Consider the following 17417-nt stretch of genomic DNA (forward strand, 5'->3'; position numbering starts at 1 on the left):
CGGAATCGGCAACCTCACCATTCTCCGCCAGAGCAGCGCGGCAAAGGTGAGGTCGCCTGGTTCGGGGAGCCCGAGGGCGATGGCCCTCGGACCTACTTTTCTGCTTCCTTCAAGATCAGGGCCGCACGGTCACAGGAGCCACCTCCACCAGCTCACGTCCTGCCGCGTGCCAGCCCTCGATGCCCTCCTCGTACCAGTAGACCTGCCCCACGCCCTCGCGCGCGAGGCGGCGGGCGACATTCCAGCTCATCCAGCAATCCGAGCGGCAGAACACGACGACGGGCAGGTGCGCGTCCTCCCGGCGCGCCTCGGTGATGGCGCCGCGCAGCGCCGCCCAGAGCCGTGCATCGGGCGGACTGCGCCCCGTCTCGGGGTGCCAGAGCGCGCCGGGCACAGTGCGGTGGGGTTCGGAAAGATGCCAGCGTCCCGTCGCCGGATCGCGCCAGCCGCCTGTCACGGGCAGCACATCGAGGAACAGCGCATCGCGCCCCGGCTGCAACGTCAGCACCTCGGCCTCAGCCATCCCCCGTGCCGGAGCGGGATCGCGCGCAACCGGGGCCCGGAAGCGCGCCGTGCGGTAGCCCTCTGCATCGAAAAGGCCCTCTTCGGACAGAACACGCTCGGGCGAAGACTGCCCGGGCAAGGGCGCACAGGCGGGCGTCAGCAGAGCCAGCGCACCTACCGCCATTGCCCTTTGCCACGCATGTCCGGCCATCGTGCCTCCCGTCTCGGTCCAAGGTGCAATATGGGGAGGCGAGGCGCCTGCCTACATTGCCTATTGGTATGAAGCGCCTTGCTCTTCTCTCGGCCCTCATGGGCCAGGTCGCCCCGGCCCGTGCGGCAACGGCAACGGACCTGCCCACAGATCCGCTCGGCTCGCCGATGTGGACCTATCATGCCGAACGCCTTTTCGCAGACGCACGCGTCGTCTTCGATGCGCAGGTAGGTCTTGCGATCCCGGGCATTGCCGAGAACCAGCGGGTGTTCCCGGTCATGGTTGATGCCCGCGCGGTGCCCGATGTCACCCGCCTCTTGATCTTCGCCGATCTTAACCCGATCCCGCTCGCCATCGACTATCGCCCGCTGGCCGCGCGCGCATTCCTGGCAACGCGCATCAAGCTCGACCAGCGCACGCCGGTGCGCGCGGCTGTGCAGACCAGGGACGGCACCTGGCATGTCGCGGGGCAGTGGATCGACGCGGCAGGTGGGGGCTGCTCGGCCCCGCCGGTCAGCCGGGTGAAGGGCGACTGGGCCGAGCACCTGGGCGACATGCGCGGGCGGACCTGGGCCGAAGGCGAGGAAACGCGCCTGCGCCTGACCTTGCGCCACCCGATGGACACAGGGCTCGTCGAGAACATTCCCGCCTACAACCTGGAGACGCTGCGCGTGCTGGGCGAGGACGGGCGCGAACAGGCCCATGTCACCGTCTCGGGCGCGGTCGCCGAGGACCCGACCTTCACGCTCCTTCTGGCCGGGCGCGAAGCGCGCTACCGGGTCATCGCGCGCGACACCTCGGGCCGCGAGTTCGAGGCCCTGATCGCGGGGCCCACGCCATGATTCTCTCGCGCCGCCACGTGGTGACAGGGGCGATGGCGCTCCCCGCGCTTGCCCCTGCTCTTGCCCCCGCTCTTGCCAGAGCCGAAGTCTTCGCCGGGAGCTATGCCCCCCGGGCCGAGGCAATCGGCGATGGTGTCTGGATGGTGCGCGGCGCCGACGCGCCGATCCTGTTCGAAAACGGCGGCGCCATTGCCAACAGCGCGTTCCTTGCAACCGATGCGGGCACCGTCCTGTTCGATCCGGGCGTCTCGCTTGCCCATGGGACGGCGCTCGCCACGCTGGCCCGTCGCACGACCGGGCGGGAGGTCGCGCGTGTCTATGTCAGCCACCTCCACCCTGACCACGCGATGGGCGCGGCCGCGTTCGATCCCGCCATCGTCCATGCCCTTCCTGCCACGCGCGAGGGCCTGCTGCGCGACGTGGAGGGGTTTTCCGATGCGATGTACCGCCTGCTTGCCGACTGGATGAAGGGCACCCAGATCGCGCTGCCCCGGGGCGATGTGACCGCGGGCGAAGTAACCTTTGGCGGGCGCACCTTCCAGCTTCTGGCGCTGGACGGGCACAGCGGAGGCGATCTCGCCCTGCTCGACCATGCTACGGGCACGCTGCTTACCGGCGATCTCGTCTTCCACGACCGTGCGCCTTCCACGCCGCACGCCGACCTTGGCCGCTGGCGCCGTGCGCTGGAGACACTGCAGGCGCTCCCCCACCGGAAGCTCCTGCCCGGCCATGGCCCGCCCGATACGGGCGCAGGCGCCATCGCGCAGACTCGAGACTGGCTGGACTGGCTGGAGACCTCCTTACGCGAGGCCGTCACCAGCGGCCTGTCGATGGTCGAGGCCGGACGCGCGGCGATCCCACCCCGCTTCGCCTCGCTCAAGGCTGCGCGCTATGAACTGGAGCGCAGCGTCAGCCATCTCTACCCCGGGCTTGAGGCCGAGCTGCTCCCCGCTCTCTGATAGGTCCCGGCCATACTCCCCAGCGGGCAGGCGTCAATCGCAGGCGAGGACTTCATTCTGCGTGGTGCTGTCGAGGCTGGTAAGGAGAAGCTCGTCGAGGAAAGGCTTGTGGCCCACCCCGATCAGGACGACCATCGCCCCGCCCACCGCCGAGGCGCTGGCGTGGCGCACATGCGCGGCGATGCGGTGGTTCCGCTCATCCCAGGCGGCCTCCCGAATACGCCCCATATCGCCCTCGAACTCCAGGCGATTGGGCAAGTCGAACTGCCCGCGCACATCCGCAGCTCCAAAGCTCTGCGCGTTGATATGGCAATAGACGGGCAGGAGATCGCCCTTTGCGATAGCGCGGTTGGTGATCTCTTCCTGCTCCACGAAATGGGGCATCTGCGTGACCGGCGGTGCCTTGGCAAAGGCGGCTTGAAGCTCCTCCATTCGGGGCAGGATCAGGCGCTTGTCCAGGTGCGAATCGATCGACCAGAGTTTCGCAAGGCCCAGCCTCCTGGCCGCGGCCAAGGCCACGCTCACCCGCTCGTTCATCGAGGAACGGTGCGTGTCGAGATAGCGCGCCGCTTCCTGGTCAAGCGCATTTGCAGGGAGGTGCTCACGATAGAGCAGGGCCGTTTCGGGCTGGTAGGCAGCCAGGGCGATGTCCAAACGCTCCCGGGATTCCTCCTGCGTCAGATCCGCGGCACCGCGCGTCCACGCAGAGGTCACCTGCGCCGCTTCGAGAGCACCCATGCCCGTCCGGGACTGGGCGGCAGCGGCGATTTTCAGCAACCTGGGCCCCACGAACTGCTCGAGGGCCGGTACGAGAACAGGGCTGGCCTGCATGGTCACGATCTCGAGCGCGGAGAGGCGCTCTATGCCGATGACGCGCGCCTTCGCGGCCACAATCTGGTCGACGACCGTTTCGACGTGCGAAGGCGTGACATCCTCAAGAGCACTGAGATGCGGCGTTCCCAGGACCATGATCGATGTCAGCTTTTCGGGCGGGACCGATGAGTAGCTGCGAATATCCTTGATCTGCGCAAAGGCCGTCATGGGCACCAGGGCCGCCAGCACGGCCGCAGTCATGGCCTTGGGAATCATGTCCTCGCACTCTCCTTGCTGCTCGCCGAACCCGCCCGCGCCATCGATGACGCGGCGCGCCGATCAGGTCACGACCGGCACCGTTGCGACACCCTAAGTCAACGTCTTCGGGGCACACAAGAAAAGTTGATATGCAATCACTTATGCAATCGCTTGCACACGGATTGCCGTTCAGAGCATGCGCTTGAGGATATCGTCCTTGAGCATGAAATGGTGGCGCAGGGCCGCAAGCGCATGGCCGGCGACCAGTGCGATCAGGAGGTAGCCGCCGATTTCGTGCGCTTCGTGGCCCAGGCCTGCCATGAAGCTATCCTTCACCACCGGCAGGCGCGGGATGTCGAACAGGCCGAACCAGGTCAGCGGATAGGGGCTGGCCGAGGACATGATCCAGCCCGTCAGCGGCATCGCGATCATGAAGACATAGAGCACGACGTGGACCAGATGCGCGAGGCCGACTTCGGCCCGGGTCATCGTCGCGGGATAGGCGGGCGCGGCCCAGGCCATGCGCCAGCCCAGCCGCACCAGCGAGAGGACCAGAACGCTCATCCCTACCGCCTTGTGCAGCGGCATGATCGAGATGACCCCGTCCAGCGCCTCATGCAGCAGGCCACCTGCGATATTGGCGATAATCAGCAGCGCAATCAGCCAGTGCAGCGTGCGCGCACCTGCGTTGTAGCGTACTGTCCCCATGGCCTCACATCCCCCATCGCAGCCCCGCCCACAGCGTGCGGGGCACTCCCAGATCCATAGACCCTCCCTGGTTGCGCGTCACGATGGTTTCGTCGGTCACGTTCTCGGCGCGCAGCACCAGACTGGCCTTCGCGCCAAGCGGAACCTGCGCGAAGAGGTCGAGCGTGGTGGCGGCGGGCAGCACGTTGCTTTCCCGGTCATCCTCGTACTGCGCGCCGACATGGCGCAGCGTCGCCGCGAGGCGCCACCCCGCACCCGGCACCAGTCCGAGTGTGGCCGACGCGGCGAAGTTCGGGGTCTGCGAGGGGCGGAAACCATCGAGATCGGCCGAGGCGCCCTGCCCATCCACCTTGCTCGCGTTCCACAGCAACGAGCCGTCGAACCGCACGATCCCGTGCGCGATATGGGCGCCCAGCTCGATTCCCTGCGACTTGATGGCGGGCAGGTTCTGGCGCTGGCGCAGGTTGGGCTCCAGCGTGACGTTGGCGATGGCGTGCTTCACCCGGTTGTCAAAAGCGGTCAGGGTGAATTTCATCCCCGACATGGGCGTGAGGTCGAGGCCGGCTTCGTAGCCCTCCAGCTTCTCGCTGCGCAGCTGCGCGTTGGCCTGGGTGACGACAGGGAAGACCACGAAGGGGCGGTAGAGTTCGTTGAGCGTGGGCATGCGCAGGCCCGAATAGGCCGCTCCGCGCACGGCCAGCGCCTCGCTCAGCGCCAGCCGCGCGCCGCTACGCCAGGTCACCGTCCAGTCGGCCTGTCTGGCATAGTCGGTGCGCCCGGTCGGCATTCCTTGCGCATCGCGCGTCGCGTAATAGCCGCCTGAAATGATGGTGCGATCCGCGCGCAGCCCCCCGGTGAGGGTCAGCGCGCCAAGGCGCCAGTCGTCCTCGGCAAAGAGCCCGAGGTCGCTGTTCACCCCGCCTGCCTGGCGCCGCTCGGTCACGTTGCCCGAAAAGGCGCTGATCGCAATCTCGTTCATCGTGCCCGAGGAACGCCGCCAGTCGGTGCCAAGACGTAAGGTGTGCGCATCGCCTATGGGCGGGCGCAGCTCGAACTTGCCACCGATCCCCGTCGCGGGGGTCTTGTACTGGTCGAGCACGGGGGTGAAGCGGCTGGAGGAAATGACCGTGTTGGCGAAATTGCGCGCCTGGACATAGGCCAGCGCGTCGAACTGCCAGGCGCCGCGCCCGACGAGACGCAGGCTCGCGTCCTGCCCCTCTGTCGCGCTGTCGGCGCCGGCAAAGCGCAAGGTGCGATCATCGCGAAAGATCAGGCCGCGCGCTTGCAGCTCCACGTCCTCGCTGATGGGGGCGACGGTGCGCAAGGACAGCGACCAGGATTCGTAGCGCGCCCGCACGCTCGCATCGGCGCGCTGGTCGCGCGGGGTCGTCCAGAAGCCCTTGCCCCGATCCCAGCGGCCGGAGAGGACCGCAAAGCCGCGGCCCAGCTGGGGCGCGATGGCCGCGCTCAGTTCGCTCTCGCCGCGTTGGTTGCCAAGGGCACTGGCGGTGACGAGGCCCAGTTGCTCGGCATCCGCGCTCTCCAGTTCGATCGTGCCCGAAAGCGCGCCGCCACCAAAGGGGCCCGAGCCCCCGCCCCGCGTTACCCGCACTGTGCCCAGGGTATCGGGCGAGAGGGCGGTGAGCGGAATATACCCGAAGAAGGGATCGGCCATCGGCACCCCGTCCAGGAGGACGAGCGCGCGGCTGGTGGCGTTGCCGCCCAGCGCGCGCAAGGTCACCCCTTGCGCGGACGGGTTGGACGAGCGGCTGTCCGAGCGGCGGAACTGCTGAAAGCCCGCAACCGAGGAGAGCACGTCCTCGACCCGGCCCGAGGCCGACGAGACGATGTCCCGGCGTTTCAGGGTGCGGGTCGAATAGGCCGGGCGTCCGGGCGTCTGGGAAAGACCACGCCCGGTCACGAGGATCTCGCCCGCGAACGCGGCGTCGTCCGCATCCTCGGCATGGGCGGGCGAGGCAAGGAGAGGGGAGGCAAGCAGGGCCAGCGCCAGCGCACTGGCAGCCGTCTGCACGGCGCACGCGCGCCGCTCGGGGGTGAAGTCATCCATGGCTGCGACCTTTTCCGGGTGACGATATGGGGTATGTCTGAGCAATGTGGTCCCGGAAGGCCTGTCATGAGGACAACCGGCCTTCCGGGAAGATACCGGGGACGCACAGCGCCCCCGGTTCGGTGGTGCTCCGTGGGAAACGCCTAGAAGAAGAGGATGCCGCCCATGGCGAGCGCATCGCTCTCGGCCTCGTTGCCCGAATGGGCTTCGGCCTTGGAGTGGATGTACTCGCCGATCAGCGTCACCCAGCGGGTCAGGCTGTAGCGCACCTGGCCCACGTAGCTGGAGTTGGTCTTGACCAGATCGGGGTTGGCAAGCGCATCGGCCGGGTTGGCAAAATCAAGCGAACTCTCGCCATAGCTGCCGCCCACCGCGAACTTGCCGAAGGTGGCGAGGCCCTGGACGTAGAAGCCATCACTCGAGCGCGGATTGCCTTGCGCATCGGTGTCGAACAGGCCCAGCACGGTCGTGCCCAGCCCCTTGGCGGTGTAATAGTAGCCGGTCACTGCGATGGGGCCCGCCGTGACCTTGGCGCCCATGTCGAGCCCGCGCCCGGTGTAATCGCCGCCCGTCAGCATGTCGTGCTTCTGGGTGATGCCGGACGCCCACAGGTGCGCACCGACGCCGCCGAACTGGCCATCGTAGGTCAGCTTGCCCTGGAAGCCGGGCTCGGAGTTGGCCTGCGCCGGGCCGGTCAGCGAGGAGAGCGGCTGGAACACGCCGACCGCGGCCTGGAAACCGCCCAGCTTGGGGCTGGTATAGGTGATCTGCGGCTGGAAATCGGTGTAGATGTAGCCCGAGCCGATACGGCCCAGCGTCGTGTTGGCGGGCGCCACGTTACCACCGGGCGAGCCCGAGGAGAGCAGCGTAATGTCGTTGAGGATCGCGTCGGAACCGAACAGGCCGATGTCGCGGCCCAGCTTGACCGTGCCGAAGCTGGCCTTGCCAAAGCTCATGTAGGTCTGGCGCGCGTCGATGCCCGAGGTGGCGAGCGCGGTGGGCTGGCCGCCGTTGTTGGCGCCCAGCGTCCCCCAGGCGGCCGAGTTGATGCCGGGATAGAGGCCGAAGAAGGCGTTGATGTCCCAGCCCGCCTGCTGGGTGGAAACCGAGACCGTCAGGAAGCCGGGAAGAAGGCCGTTGCGCACCGCGCTCGAATTCTTCGTGCCCACGCTGGCGATGCCGCCCACGACCGACGTGGTGGCCGAGGGCGTATCGGGATTGTCATGGACATAGAAGCCGTTGACCGAGCCTGCGAACTGGATCGTGGCCGGGCCGACTTCGAAGCCAATACCGCTTTGGGTCCGCTTGACGAGAAGCCCGGTGTCGTCTTCGCCGCCCTGCACGGCCACGGCCGGAGCAGGGGTTGCCTCGGCCTCGGCGGCCTCTTCGGCAAGGAGTTCGTTGTACTCCTCGTCGGTCAGGATACCTTTTTCGTGCAGACGCTTGAGCAGGGTCTCGCCCGTACCGGCAAAGACCGGCGTCGTGGACATGGCGATAGCCCCCAGCGCAGCGGTGCTGCGCAGCATGATCTTGCCGATCATCGTTCATCCCCTCCTGAGGTTTATGTGTCGTCTTTTCCTGCGACTGTTCTCAGCATGGGAGCGGATGGGAATGTGCGAAATTGGACTTTGGGACGAACTGCCCCGCTTCGGTGCGAACCGTGCCCTCAGTGGCCCAGCGCGACGCCCCAGGGCCCCTTGCCTGCCGGGATCGTGGCGATGACCTCCAGCGCGGCAATGTCGATGAGCGAGAGCGTGTCGCTCGCCCCGTTGGCGACAAGTGCGCGCCCGCCATCGGGCAGGATCGCCAGATGCCAGGGGCGTTCGCCCACTGGGACATAGCCGCGTACCTCCCCGCTCGCGACATCGACCACCGCCACCGCATTCGCGCGTCCCAGCGCGACCAGCGCGGTCCTGCCATCAGGCGTGAAACGGATGCCGCAGGGCATGACCTTGTAAGCAGGGACACCGGGCGGCGCGAAGGCGATGGTGCGCGTAATCGTGCGCGTTGCGACATCGGCGATGTGGACCGTGCCCGCCATTTCCGCGCCGATCCAGACCTGTGTGCCATCGGGGGTGAACTCGACATGGCGCGGGCGCGCGTCGGTCTCCATTTCCAGGCGGACCTTATGGCTGGCGACATCGACCCAGGCGACAGTGTTGTCCTCCTCGCTCGTTACCAGCAGCCATGAGCCGTCCGGGCTCTGCGCGATGCCTTCGGGCTCCTCGCCCACCGCGACCTGCCAGGCGACCTTGCCTTCCACCAGATCGACCGCGGTGGCCGCCGCGTTGTCCTCGTTGGCCACGAACAGGGTGCGCCCGTCGAAGGCCGGAAAGAACTGCTCCGGGTCCGCGCCCGAGGGAAGCGTGCGCAAAAGTTCGCCCGTCGCCGGGTCGCGCACTTCCACCGCGTTGTCGAGGCTGGCGCAGATGAGGAGGTATTTGCCGTCGCGTGTCAGCGCGATCCCGCGCGGGCGCTGGCCGACCGGCCATTCGGCCACGACCGCCCGGCGCTCCAGATCGACGACCGAGACCGTCGAGCTGCGCTCGTTGCTGATATAGGCCCGCGTCCCCGCACCGGCAGGGGCATTCGCTGCAAGCGCGGTTCCAAGGGTCAGAAACGCAAGGAACGCGCGGCTCGGTGACATGTCCATGATCCTCTCCATTTGCCGTGCAAACCTAGGCATTTGCGCGCCCCGGGCCCATTGCACCTTGGTCTTGTACCATGGTCCAATTGGGGAAAGTTAAAGGCTTGCGCTAGATCATGGACAGCATTCGGGGACGCCTGACCGAGCCCTGAGGTCGCAGAGGATGACTGACACCATGACGATACGTACAGGCCGCGCGGCCCTGGTCGCGGCGGCGGCCATTGCTTCGCTCACCGCGGGCACCAGCCTGCTCGCCCACGGCAACGTGACCCCCCAGGCGGTCGACACGTCCGCCCTGCCCGACATCGAGGGCGGCAACGACAACTGGATCGCCGAGAACCCTTATACGGGCAACGCCAAGGCCATCGCCATCGGCGAGAGCGCCTATGGCCAGAACTGCGCGCGCTGCCACGGCCTTGAAGCCATTTCGGGCGGCATTGCGCCGGACTTGCGCTACCTCGAACTTGGCCCCTCGGGCGATGAATGGTTCGTCGAGCGCTTTCGCAACGGCTCCAGCCACGACGGCAAGGTCTATATGCCGCCCTTCGGCGAGGTGCTGGGCCAGAAGGCAGGCTGGGCTATCCGCGCCTGGCTCGAAACCAAGTACACCGACGAGTAAGCCCGATGGAGAGTGGTCGCAGGACTCTCCTGAAGAGCCTTTTCGCCGCCGCAGGGGCGCTGGCCATGCCAGCGGCCCTGCGGCCTTCGTCGCTTTGGGCCGCCCCGCTTGCCAAGGTGCGCGAGGCCGGCGTGCTGCGCGTCGGGCTCTATACCGACAACCGGCCCTGGTCCTGGGATGACAGCGGCAAACCTGCCGGGATCGACGCGGACCTTGCCCGCGCGCTTGCCGAGAGCCTGGGCCTTCGCGCCGACATCGCGCTGTTCATCGCCGACGAGGAAGTCTCCGACGACTTGCGCAACGTGGTCTGGCGCGGGGGCCTGCTCGGCTTCCAGCCGTGCGACGTCATGCTGCACGTCCCCTTCGACCGCACCTTGATGCAGCAGGAGGACAACGTCGTCTTCATGGCGCCCTACTACCGCGAAAGTTTCGGCGCGGCCTGCAGCCCGGATGCGGGCAACTGCGAGGTCGTGCCCGCGCAGTTCAAGGGCCACCCGATCGCAGCCGAACTCGATTCGATCCCCGACTTCTACCTTCTCGGCCACGCCGGAGGGGTCCTGACGCGCGATCTCGTCCACAAACGCACCGGCTACGAGGCGATTTCCGCGCTCGGCACGGGCGAGGCGGACTTCGCGGTGGCCAGCCGCGCGCAGATCGAAGCCGCCATGGCCGACGCGCCCGAGGCGGGCATCCAAAAACGCCATGGGCCCCTGCCGATGATGCTCTCGCCCGGCTGGGACATCGGCATCGCGGTCAAGGAGAACTCCCGCTCGCTCGGCTTCGCGCTCGAGGACGAGATGAACGCGATGATCGCCGATGGCCGCATGGCCGCCCTGTTTTCCAGGCACGGTGTGAACTGGCAGCCCGCATTGGCAAGCCAGAGCGCAGCGTGAACGGGGGGACGGGGGTGCCGACTGCGACCGGCGCCCCCCGAACCGCCCCCTCCCGGGCCTGTCCCGGAACCCTCCCGCACACCATCTGACCGCTTCGGAATCGGGACTTTCCCGGGACTTGGCGCACACCCTATCGCCATACCCCTCATCCCAAGGTGCAATTGTTTGCGCCCCTGCGAGGTCTAGGCTGACCGCCGACGACCGGAGATCATGGGGGCACATCCCGAGCAACGAATCCCCGGCAAGGTCACCCCAATAACGGAGGGATAGGATGAAGCGGCGTTTTTCACATTTTCTGGCCGGCCTTGCGGCCGCCACCGCGCTGGTCGCAGCCCCGGCCCAGGCCGATCACCACGGGCCGACCAGCAGCGACCTGATGAACGACGCGGCCAGCGCGGGCGACGTTCTGAGCTATGGCATGGGCCCCTGGCAGCAGCGCTTTTCCGGCCTCGACGCGCTCAATTCGGATAACGTCAGCAAGCTCGTCCCCGTCTTCGCCGCCTCGCTTGGCGGGGAAAAACAGCGCGGGCAGGAAGCCCAGCCGCTGGTCTATGACGGTACCATCTACGTCACCGGCTCCTATTCGCGCCTGTTCGCCTTCGACGCGCGCACCGGCGAGAAGAAGTGGGAATACACCGCGCGCCTCCCCGACGGCATCATGCCCTGCTGTGACGTCGTCAACCGCGGCGCCGCGATCCACGGCGAGAAGATCATCTTTGCCACGCTCGACGCGCGTCTGATCGCGCTCAACCGCGAGACCGGCAAGGTCATCTGGAACAAGAAGACCGCCGACTACCAGGAAGGCTACTCGGCCACGGCCGCGCCGCTGATCGTCAAGGACATGGTCATTACCGGCAACTCGGGCGGTGAATTCGGCGTGGTCGGCGCGGTCCAGGCGCGCAACGTCGACACCGGCGAACTGGTCTGGGAACGCCCCGTGATCGAGGGCCACATGGGCACCTTGAACGGTGCGCCCAATGGCATGACCGGCAAGCTCAACGCGACCTGGGAAGGCGATCTGTGGAAGACCGGCGGCGGCGCCACCTGGCTGGGCGGCACCTACGATCCGGGCACCAACCTCCTTTACTTCGGCACCGGCAACCCGGCCCCCTGGAACAGCCACCTGCGTCCGGGAGACAACCTCTACACCTCCTCGACGCTCGCCATCGATGCCGACACCGGCGTCATCAAGTGGCACTACCAGACCACTCCGCACGATGGCTGGGACTTCGACGGCGTGAACGAATTCATCCCGTTCGACGCGACGATGAACGGCAAGCCGATGAAGCTGGGCGCCAAGGCCGACCGCAACGGCTATTTCTACGTACTCGACCGGACCAACGGCAAGCTGCTGGGCGCGCACAAGTTCGTCATGCAGACGACCTGGGCCGACGGCATCAACCTCAAGACCGGCCGCCCCAACTACATCGGCGAGGGCCGCCCCGGTGCCCCCAACGGCGCGGAAAAAGGCAAGGTCGTGTTCTCCTCGCCCTCGTTCCTGGGCGGCAAGAACTGGATGCCGATGGCCTATTCGCAGGACACCGGCCTGTTCTACATCCCCAGCAACGACTGGGGCATGGACATCTGGAACGAGCCCATCGCCTACAAGAAGGGCGCGGCTTACCTCGGTGCAGGCTTCACCATCAAGCCGATCGCGGACGACCACATCGGGGCCCTGCGCGCGATGGACCCCAAGACCGGCAAGATCGTGTGGGAATACAAGAACGCAGCCCCGCTCTGGGGCGGCGTGCTGACCACCAAGGGCAACCTCGTCTTCACCGGCACGCCCGAGGGCTACCTGAAGGCTTTCGACGCCAAGACCGGCACCGAACTGTGGAAGTTCCAGACCGGCTCGGGCGTGGTCGGCTCGCCCGTCACCTGGGAGCAGGATGGCGAACAGTATGTCGCGGTAATGTCGGGCTGGGGCGGCGCGGTGCCGCTGTGGGGCGGCGAAGTCGCCAAGACCTTCAAGGACATCAGCCAGGGCGGCATGCTCTGGGTGTTCAAGCTGCCCAAGTAAGACGCAACAGAACGGTAACCGGAGCGCTGGCACAAGGGATCATCCCGAGGCTGGCGCTCCCTCCCTCCCCGGGATAGGAACATGAACGCACTGGCAGGAATGGAACGCGCAATGGGCGAACTGACGAGCCCCGACAAGGTCCTGATCGTCGACGACCATTCGCTCGTGCGCGATGGCCTGCGCTCGATCTTCGACGACGCCTTTCCCACCTGCGAAATTCTGGAGGCCGACAGCCTGCAGAGCGCGCTCGAGGCGCTGGACACGGCCGACGATGTCGATCTCGTCCTTCTCGATCTCAACATTCCCGACGTCTCGCACCTCTCCGGCCTCGAGGCGCTGCGCGACCGTTTTCCGGCCACCCCCGTGGTCATGGTCTCGGGCGTCACCGACCGCAACGTGGTGCGCGACGCGCTCGCTGCGGGAGCCGCCGGGTTCGTGCCCAAGTCGCTCAAGCGCACGGCCATCGTCGAGGCATTGCAACTCGTCCTCTCGGGCGAGATCTACATGCCCGAACTCGAATGCGACGAGACCCAGGCCGCCGAGGAAGACCTGATCCGCGCCCGGATCGAAACGCTCACCCCCCAGCAACGCGTGGTCCTGGGCCACCTTGTCGCCGGCCGCCTCAACAAGCAGATCGCCTTTGAACTCGACGTCTCGATGACGACAGTGAAAGCGCACGTCTCGGCGATCCTGCAGAAGATGAACGTCTTTTCGCGCACGCAGGCCGTGATCATGGCGGGTAAAATCGGCTTTCGCGGGTAGTAGGAAGAAGATTGATTCAAGGGGCCATCGCCCCTTGACCCCAAACTGGGCGACCTCACCTTTCTCAGCCACGGTGGCGCGCGAAAGGTGAGGTGGATAGTTCGGGGAGCCCGAGGGCGATGGCCCTCGGATAATCTATTCTGATCCTCTTTGCCTCCGGCCGCATGACTGGTAGCCCCCTCCCATGAGCCGTGAACCCTTGCGCGAGCGCGCCTACTACCGCGCCTTTGTCCCCGTCGCCACGCGCTGGCGCGACAACGACATCTACGGCCACGCCAACAACGTGATCTATTATTCGTGGTTCGACACGGTGGTGAACACCTGGCTGATCGAGGCGGGCCTGCTCGACCTCGAAAGCGAAGCGCCGACAGGGCCCATCGGGCTCGTCGTCGAGACAGGGTGCCGCTACGCCGCCTCGGTGCAATTCCCGCAGAAGCTGGAAGTGGGCCTGCGCGTGGCGCGGCTCGGCTCCTCCAGCGTCACCTATCATCTCGGTCTCTTCGTCGCGGGCGAGGACGCGCCTGCCGCCGAGGCGCATTACACCCACGTCTATGTCGACCGGGACAGCCGCCGCCCGACCCCGCTGCCCGAGGACTGGCGCACCGCCTTCGCCGCGCTGACCTGAGCTCAGCTAAGCGTTCAGAGCACGTCGAGCTGGCGCAGCAGGGCGCGCAGGCGTGCCGGTTTCACCGGCTTGTTGAGCACAGGCAACCCTTGCGCTGCGGCCAGCTCGGCCACTTCATCGCCCCGGTCGGCGGTGATCAGGATGGCGGGAATCTCGCGCTCGGTCTGGCCGCGCAGGATCGCCACCGCCTCGTCGCCCGTGCGGCCTTCGTCGAGGTGGAAATCCACGATCATCAGCACCGGCCCCTGCTCCAGCGCGGCCGCAGCCGCCGGATCGCCGGGGTCCGAGACCGCCACGACATCGAGCCCCCAGTTCTCCAGCAGGGCCTCCATGCCGCGCAGGATTGCGGGGTCGTTGTCGACGACAAGCACCAGCCCGCCTTCCTCCGCGCGCGCGCCTTGCGCGCTGGCGGGCAGTTCGGGCGCGCGCGCTTCGGGCGCGCAGCGCGGCGCGCGGATCGTGAAGCAGGCCCCTTGCCCGGGCGCGGTCTCCAGTTCGATGGCGTGCCCCAACACCGCCGTCACGCGGCGCACGATGGCCAGGCCCAAGCCTTTGCCGGGGATCTTCTGCGTCTTGCCGACCCGGCGGAATTCCTCGAAGATCTGCGCGCAGTCCTCTTGCGCAATGCCCGGCCCGGTATCGCGCACCCGCACGCTGACTTCGTCCTTCGTATGTTCGACTTCCACGCAGACGCGCCCCACTTCAGTGTAGCGGATCGCGTTGGAGACGAAGTTCTGCAGCACCCGGCGCAGGAGGCGCGGGTCGGAACGCACCCAAAGGTCCGTCTCCGGGATGGCGAAGTCGAGCCCACCGGCCTGGGCCAGCGGGGCGAACTCGATGCGCAGCGCCGTCAGGATCGGGTCAAGCGCGAGCGGCTGGATCTCGGGCTGGACGGCGCCCGCATCAAGGCGCGAGATCTCGAACAGGGCTTCGAGCAGCTCCTCCACCGAATCGAGCGCGGTCGAGGCCTGCTGGACAAGGCTCGTCGCGCGTTCGGGCATGGCCATGCCATCCATCGCCGAGACGAAGAGGCGCGCCGCGTTCAACGGCTGAAGCAAGTCGTGGCTGGCCGAGGCAATGAAGCTCGTCTTGGAGCGGTTGGCGGTCTCGGCCTCGTTCTTGGCATCGACCAGTTGGCGGTTGACCTCGACCAGTTCGGCGGTGCGCTCCTCCACACGGCGTTCCAGCGTCTCGGCGGTCTCGGTCAGCGAGCGCTGGAAACGGACATGGTCGGTGACATCGTCGAAGGTGAAGACCATGCCCCCGTTCTTGAGCGGCACCGAGCGGATCACCACGTGGCGCTCGCCCATCATGCACATCGTTTCGAGCTGGCCGAGCGAGCGCGCCTCGCCCTCTTCGCGCCAGTCGAGCGCCTCGGCCCGGTCGAGCCCCTGGCGTTCGAGGCACCAGCTGCGCAGCATTTCGTGGTTCTCGATCTCGGGCGCCCCTTCGCCGGCTTCGCCGTCGAGGCCCAGCATCGCGAGGACGCCCTCGTTCCAGGCCTGAAGATGCCCGGTCGCATCGAACAGGCAAACGCCTTCGGACAATGTGTCGAGCGTGGCCTGGAGTGCGAGGTTGCGTTCGGCCAGTTCGCGCGCGCGCTGGCGCGCATCCTCGGCCTTCACCGAGGTGATGTCGGTGTAGATCCCGACGGTCCCGCCCTGGCTGGTGCGCAGCTCGTTGATCTGGATCCAGCGTCCGTCCGACAGCGCCTGGACATGGGCGCCCTGCGCGCGGCGATGCTGCGCAACACGGTCCTTCAGCCAGCGCTCGGGCGCCACGCGCGAGGCCACCGTCGCGCCCGAGCGCGCGAGCCGCGAGGCCAGTTCGGAGAATTCCGGCGCGCGGTCGGAGATCGCTTCGAAATAAGGAAAGATCTTCAGGAAGGCCCGGTTGCACAGGATCATCCGGTCTTCATCGTCGAACAGAGCAAAGCCGTCCGAAAGCGATTCGATGGCGTCGCGCAGGAGGACACGCGCGGCCGTCGCATCGGCGTGGGCCTGGGCGAGCTCGGCGTTGACCGTGTTCAGACGCTCCAGCGCGATCTCCAGCGCGCCGGTGCGGTCGCGCACCATGGCTTCAAGCGAGATCGCCGTCTCGAACATCGAGAAGGCCCCGCCCTGCAGGTCGGTCGAGCGCTCCACCCGGTCGATCAGCGCGGCGTTGATCTTCTCCAGCTGCTTCACGCGCGTGCGCAGCCGCGCCAGTTCGGCGTCCCGGTCTTCGGCCGTCTCCTCCGGGGCGTTCGCCCCTTTTGCCGGTGTTCCCCCCGCCTTTTCGCGCAGCATGGCTGGTCTCTCTCCCGCTCCTGTGTCTCCCGTCCCGTGTCAGCGCCCTATCGCCAGACCACTGAAGGTCTGGTTCATGTGCGCTGCGAGGAATTGCTCACCATAGGTGTTGAAACCGATGATCTTGTTGTCGACGTAGAGCCGCGACAATTCGCGCACGATCTGCCGGTCCTCGGCATCCAGCCGGTTGAGCACGCAGTCGAAGCCGATGACGTGATCGATCGTGCCGATGCGCTGGGACACCTTTCCGATCAGCTCGTTCATCCAGGCGATGCGCTCAATCGGCTCGCCAATGGTGAGGACGACGCCGGTGTCGATGGCGCAGTAGAAAGTGAGCGAACCGTCCGGGTTGGCCGACTGGATCGAGCGCACATGGTACTGCCCGCCCGTGCGCACCATGGGCGGGTGCGCGGCGAAGAAGTGCGCGTCCAGCGTCTCCGGTGCCTGCCCGGTGAGGCGCACGTATTCCTCGGCGGCGGGCGCGGCGTTGATCTCGTAGACAGTGCGGGTCTGGGGATCGGCCTCGGTGATGACCATGCGCGCGGGGCCGGGCCGATAGGGGCTTTCGCAAAAGACGTGCATCGGGCGGCGGCTGGTGAGCACCGCGATCACCGCGCAGTCTCCGTGAAAGCGCCCTTCGTGAAGGACCCCGGTCTGGCTGAAGGAGAGACCATCCCCGCTCGACCCGCCGATCAGCTGGATATCGCCCAGCGCATGCTGCGCGGTCATCGTCAGAAGCTCCTCGCGGTGCGAGAGGCCATCGACGAAGAACAGCGCAACCTGGTGCACGTCCTGAACCGCGGCATGGTCGAGCCGCGCGCCCGCGACAAGCTGGCGGATCGCGCCCTGCGCTTCCTGCGGGTCGAAATGGTCGAGCGCATCGAAGCGCAACGAGACCATCGAGAAACTCTCCGCTGGAAAGCCGACGAGCACCACCGTCTCGGTGTCGTAGCCCCGGTCGGTCAGCTCTCCGGCACTGGTGCAACCGATCAGCGGCACGCCGGGCAGCCCTTCGCGCAAGGCCTTGGCAAGTTCGTCGCGCGGGAAACGGTTGGAGCAGAACAGGAGCGCGCCGGCCAGCTCCATCGTGCCGACAGCGGCGGCAAGGTCGGCCACGACGCTGGCGGCATCGGCCGCGCGCGAGGAACAGGTCAGAAGGGGCGTATCGCCATGCTCCAGCTGGATCTGCATGCCTTGACT

General features: G+C 67.1%; 15 protein-coding genes. 7 read left to right on the forward strand and 8 right to left on the reverse strand.

Annotated elements, in window-relative coordinates; translation table 11 throughout:
* Positions 1-115 precede the first annotated feature (115 nt).
* Entirely contained in the window at positions 116-715 is a 600-nt protein-coding gene (locus LC060_RS16505; protein ID WP_226637544.1) for a rhodanese-like domain-containing protein, read from the reverse strand.
* Positions 716-783: 68 nt separating this feature from the next.
* Here LC060_RS16505 and LC060_RS16510 point away from each other — a divergent pair, with 68 nt between their 5' ends.
* Positions 784-1557, forward strand: a complete 774-nt coding sequence (locus tag LC060_RS16510; protein WP_226637546.1) for a quinoprotein dehydrogenase-associated SoxYZ-like carrier — start codon at positions 784-786, stop codon at positions 1555-1557.
* Positions 1554-2516, forward strand: coding sequence for a quinoprotein relay system zinc metallohydrolase 1 (locus tag LC060_RS16515; protein WP_226637548.1), 963 nt, complete (start codon positions 1554-1556; stop codon positions 2514-2516). Before LC060_RS16510 ends, LC060_RS16515 begins: the two co-directional genes overlap by 4 nt.
* Positions 2517-2549: 33 nt before the next feature.
* Here the strand turns inward: LC060_RS16515 and LC060_RS16520 are convergent, their stop codons facing one another.
* The 5 genes from LC060_RS16520 to LC060_RS16540 form a co-directional block, all read right to left on the reverse strand.
* Positions 2550-3605 carry a DUF5694 domain-containing protein gene (locus LC060_RS16520; protein WP_226637550.1) on the reverse strand — a complete coding sequence of 352 codons (1056 nt, stop codon included), beginning with the start codon at positions 3603-3605 and terminating at the stop codon, positions 2550-2552.
* Positions 3606-3776: 171 nt separating this feature from the next.
* Positions 3777-4295: a cytochrome b gene (locus LC060_RS16525; protein ID WP_226637552.1), complete on the reverse strand. Its 519-nt coding sequence runs from the start codon at positions 4293-4295 to the stop codon at positions 3777-3779.
* Positions 4296-4299: 4 nt separating this feature from the next.
* On the reverse strand, positions 4300-6363 hold the full coding sequence (locus tag LC060_RS16530; RefSeq protein ID WP_226637554.1) for a TonB-dependent receptor plug domain-containing protein: 2064 nt from the start codon (positions 6361-6363) through the stop codon (positions 4300-4302).
* 143 nt (positions 6364-6506) lie between these two features.
* A complete protein-coding gene (locus LC060_RS16535) occupies positions 6507-7904 on the reverse strand; it encodes a porin (RefSeq protein WP_226637556.1) in 1398 nt (465 codons plus the stop codon).
* 125 nt (positions 7905-8029) lie between these two features.
* Positions 8030-9010: a PQQ-dependent catabolism-associated beta-propeller protein gene (locus tag LC060_RS16540; protein WP_226638228.1), complete on the reverse strand. Its 981-nt coding sequence runs from the start codon at positions 9008-9010 to the stop codon at positions 8030-8032.
* Positions 9011-9185: 175 nt separating this feature from the next.
* Here LC060_RS16540 and pedF point away from each other — a divergent pair, with 175 nt between their 5' ends.
* From pedF to LC060_RS16565, 5 genes are all read left to right on the forward strand, one after another.
* On the forward strand, positions 9186-9629 hold the full coding sequence (pedF, locus tag LC060_RS16545) for a cytochrome c-550 PedF (RefSeq protein WP_226637558.1): 444 nt from the start codon (positions 9186-9188) through the stop codon (positions 9627-9629).
* A gap of 65 nt (positions 9630-9694) precedes the next feature.
* Positions 9695-10522 carry a substrate-binding periplasmic protein gene (locus LC060_RS16550; protein ID WP_226637560.1) on the forward strand — a complete coding sequence of 276 codons (828 nt, stop codon included), beginning with the start codon at positions 9695-9697 and terminating at the stop codon, positions 10520-10522.
* Positions 10523-10793: 271 nt separating this feature from the next.
* Positions 10794-12542 (forward strand): methanol/ethanol family PQQ-dependent dehydrogenase, encoded by a 1749-nt coding sequence (locus LC060_RS16555; RefSeq protein ID WP_226637562.1) that lies wholly within the window; start codon positions 10794-10796, stop codon positions 12540-12542.
* Positions 12543-12623: 81 nt separating this feature from the next.
* Positions 12624-13304: a response regulator transcription factor gene (locus LC060_RS16560; RefSeq protein ID WP_226637564.1), complete on the forward strand. Its 681-nt coding sequence runs from the start codon at positions 12624-12626 to the stop codon at positions 13302-13304.
* Between the two features lie 184 nt (positions 13305-13488).
* Entirely contained in the window at positions 13489-13929 is a 441-nt protein-coding gene (locus LC060_RS16565) for an acyl-CoA thioesterase (protein ID WP_226637566.1), read from the forward strand.
* 14 nt (positions 13930-13943) lie between these two features.
* Here LC060_RS16565 and LC060_RS16570 read toward each other — a convergent pair whose 3' ends face one another.
* Positions 13944-16217, reverse strand: coding sequence for a PAS-domain containing protein (locus tag LC060_RS16570; protein WP_226637568.1), 2274 nt, complete (start codon positions 16215-16217; stop codon positions 13944-13946).
* 39 nt (positions 16218-16256) lie between these two features.
* Positions 16257-17408, reverse strand: coding sequence for an FIST N-terminal domain-containing protein (locus tag LC060_RS16575; RefSeq protein ID WP_226637570.1), 1152 nt, complete (start codon positions 17406-17408; stop codon positions 16257-16259).
* Between the last annotated feature and the right edge of the window lie 9 nt (positions 17409-17417).

Source organism: Novosphingobium profundi (genome assembly GCF_020524485.1).
In the GTDB taxonomy this organism is placed as follows: domain Bacteria; phylum Pseudomonadota; class Alphaproteobacteria; order Sphingomonadales; family Sphingomonadaceae; genus Novosphingobium; species Novosphingobium profundi_A.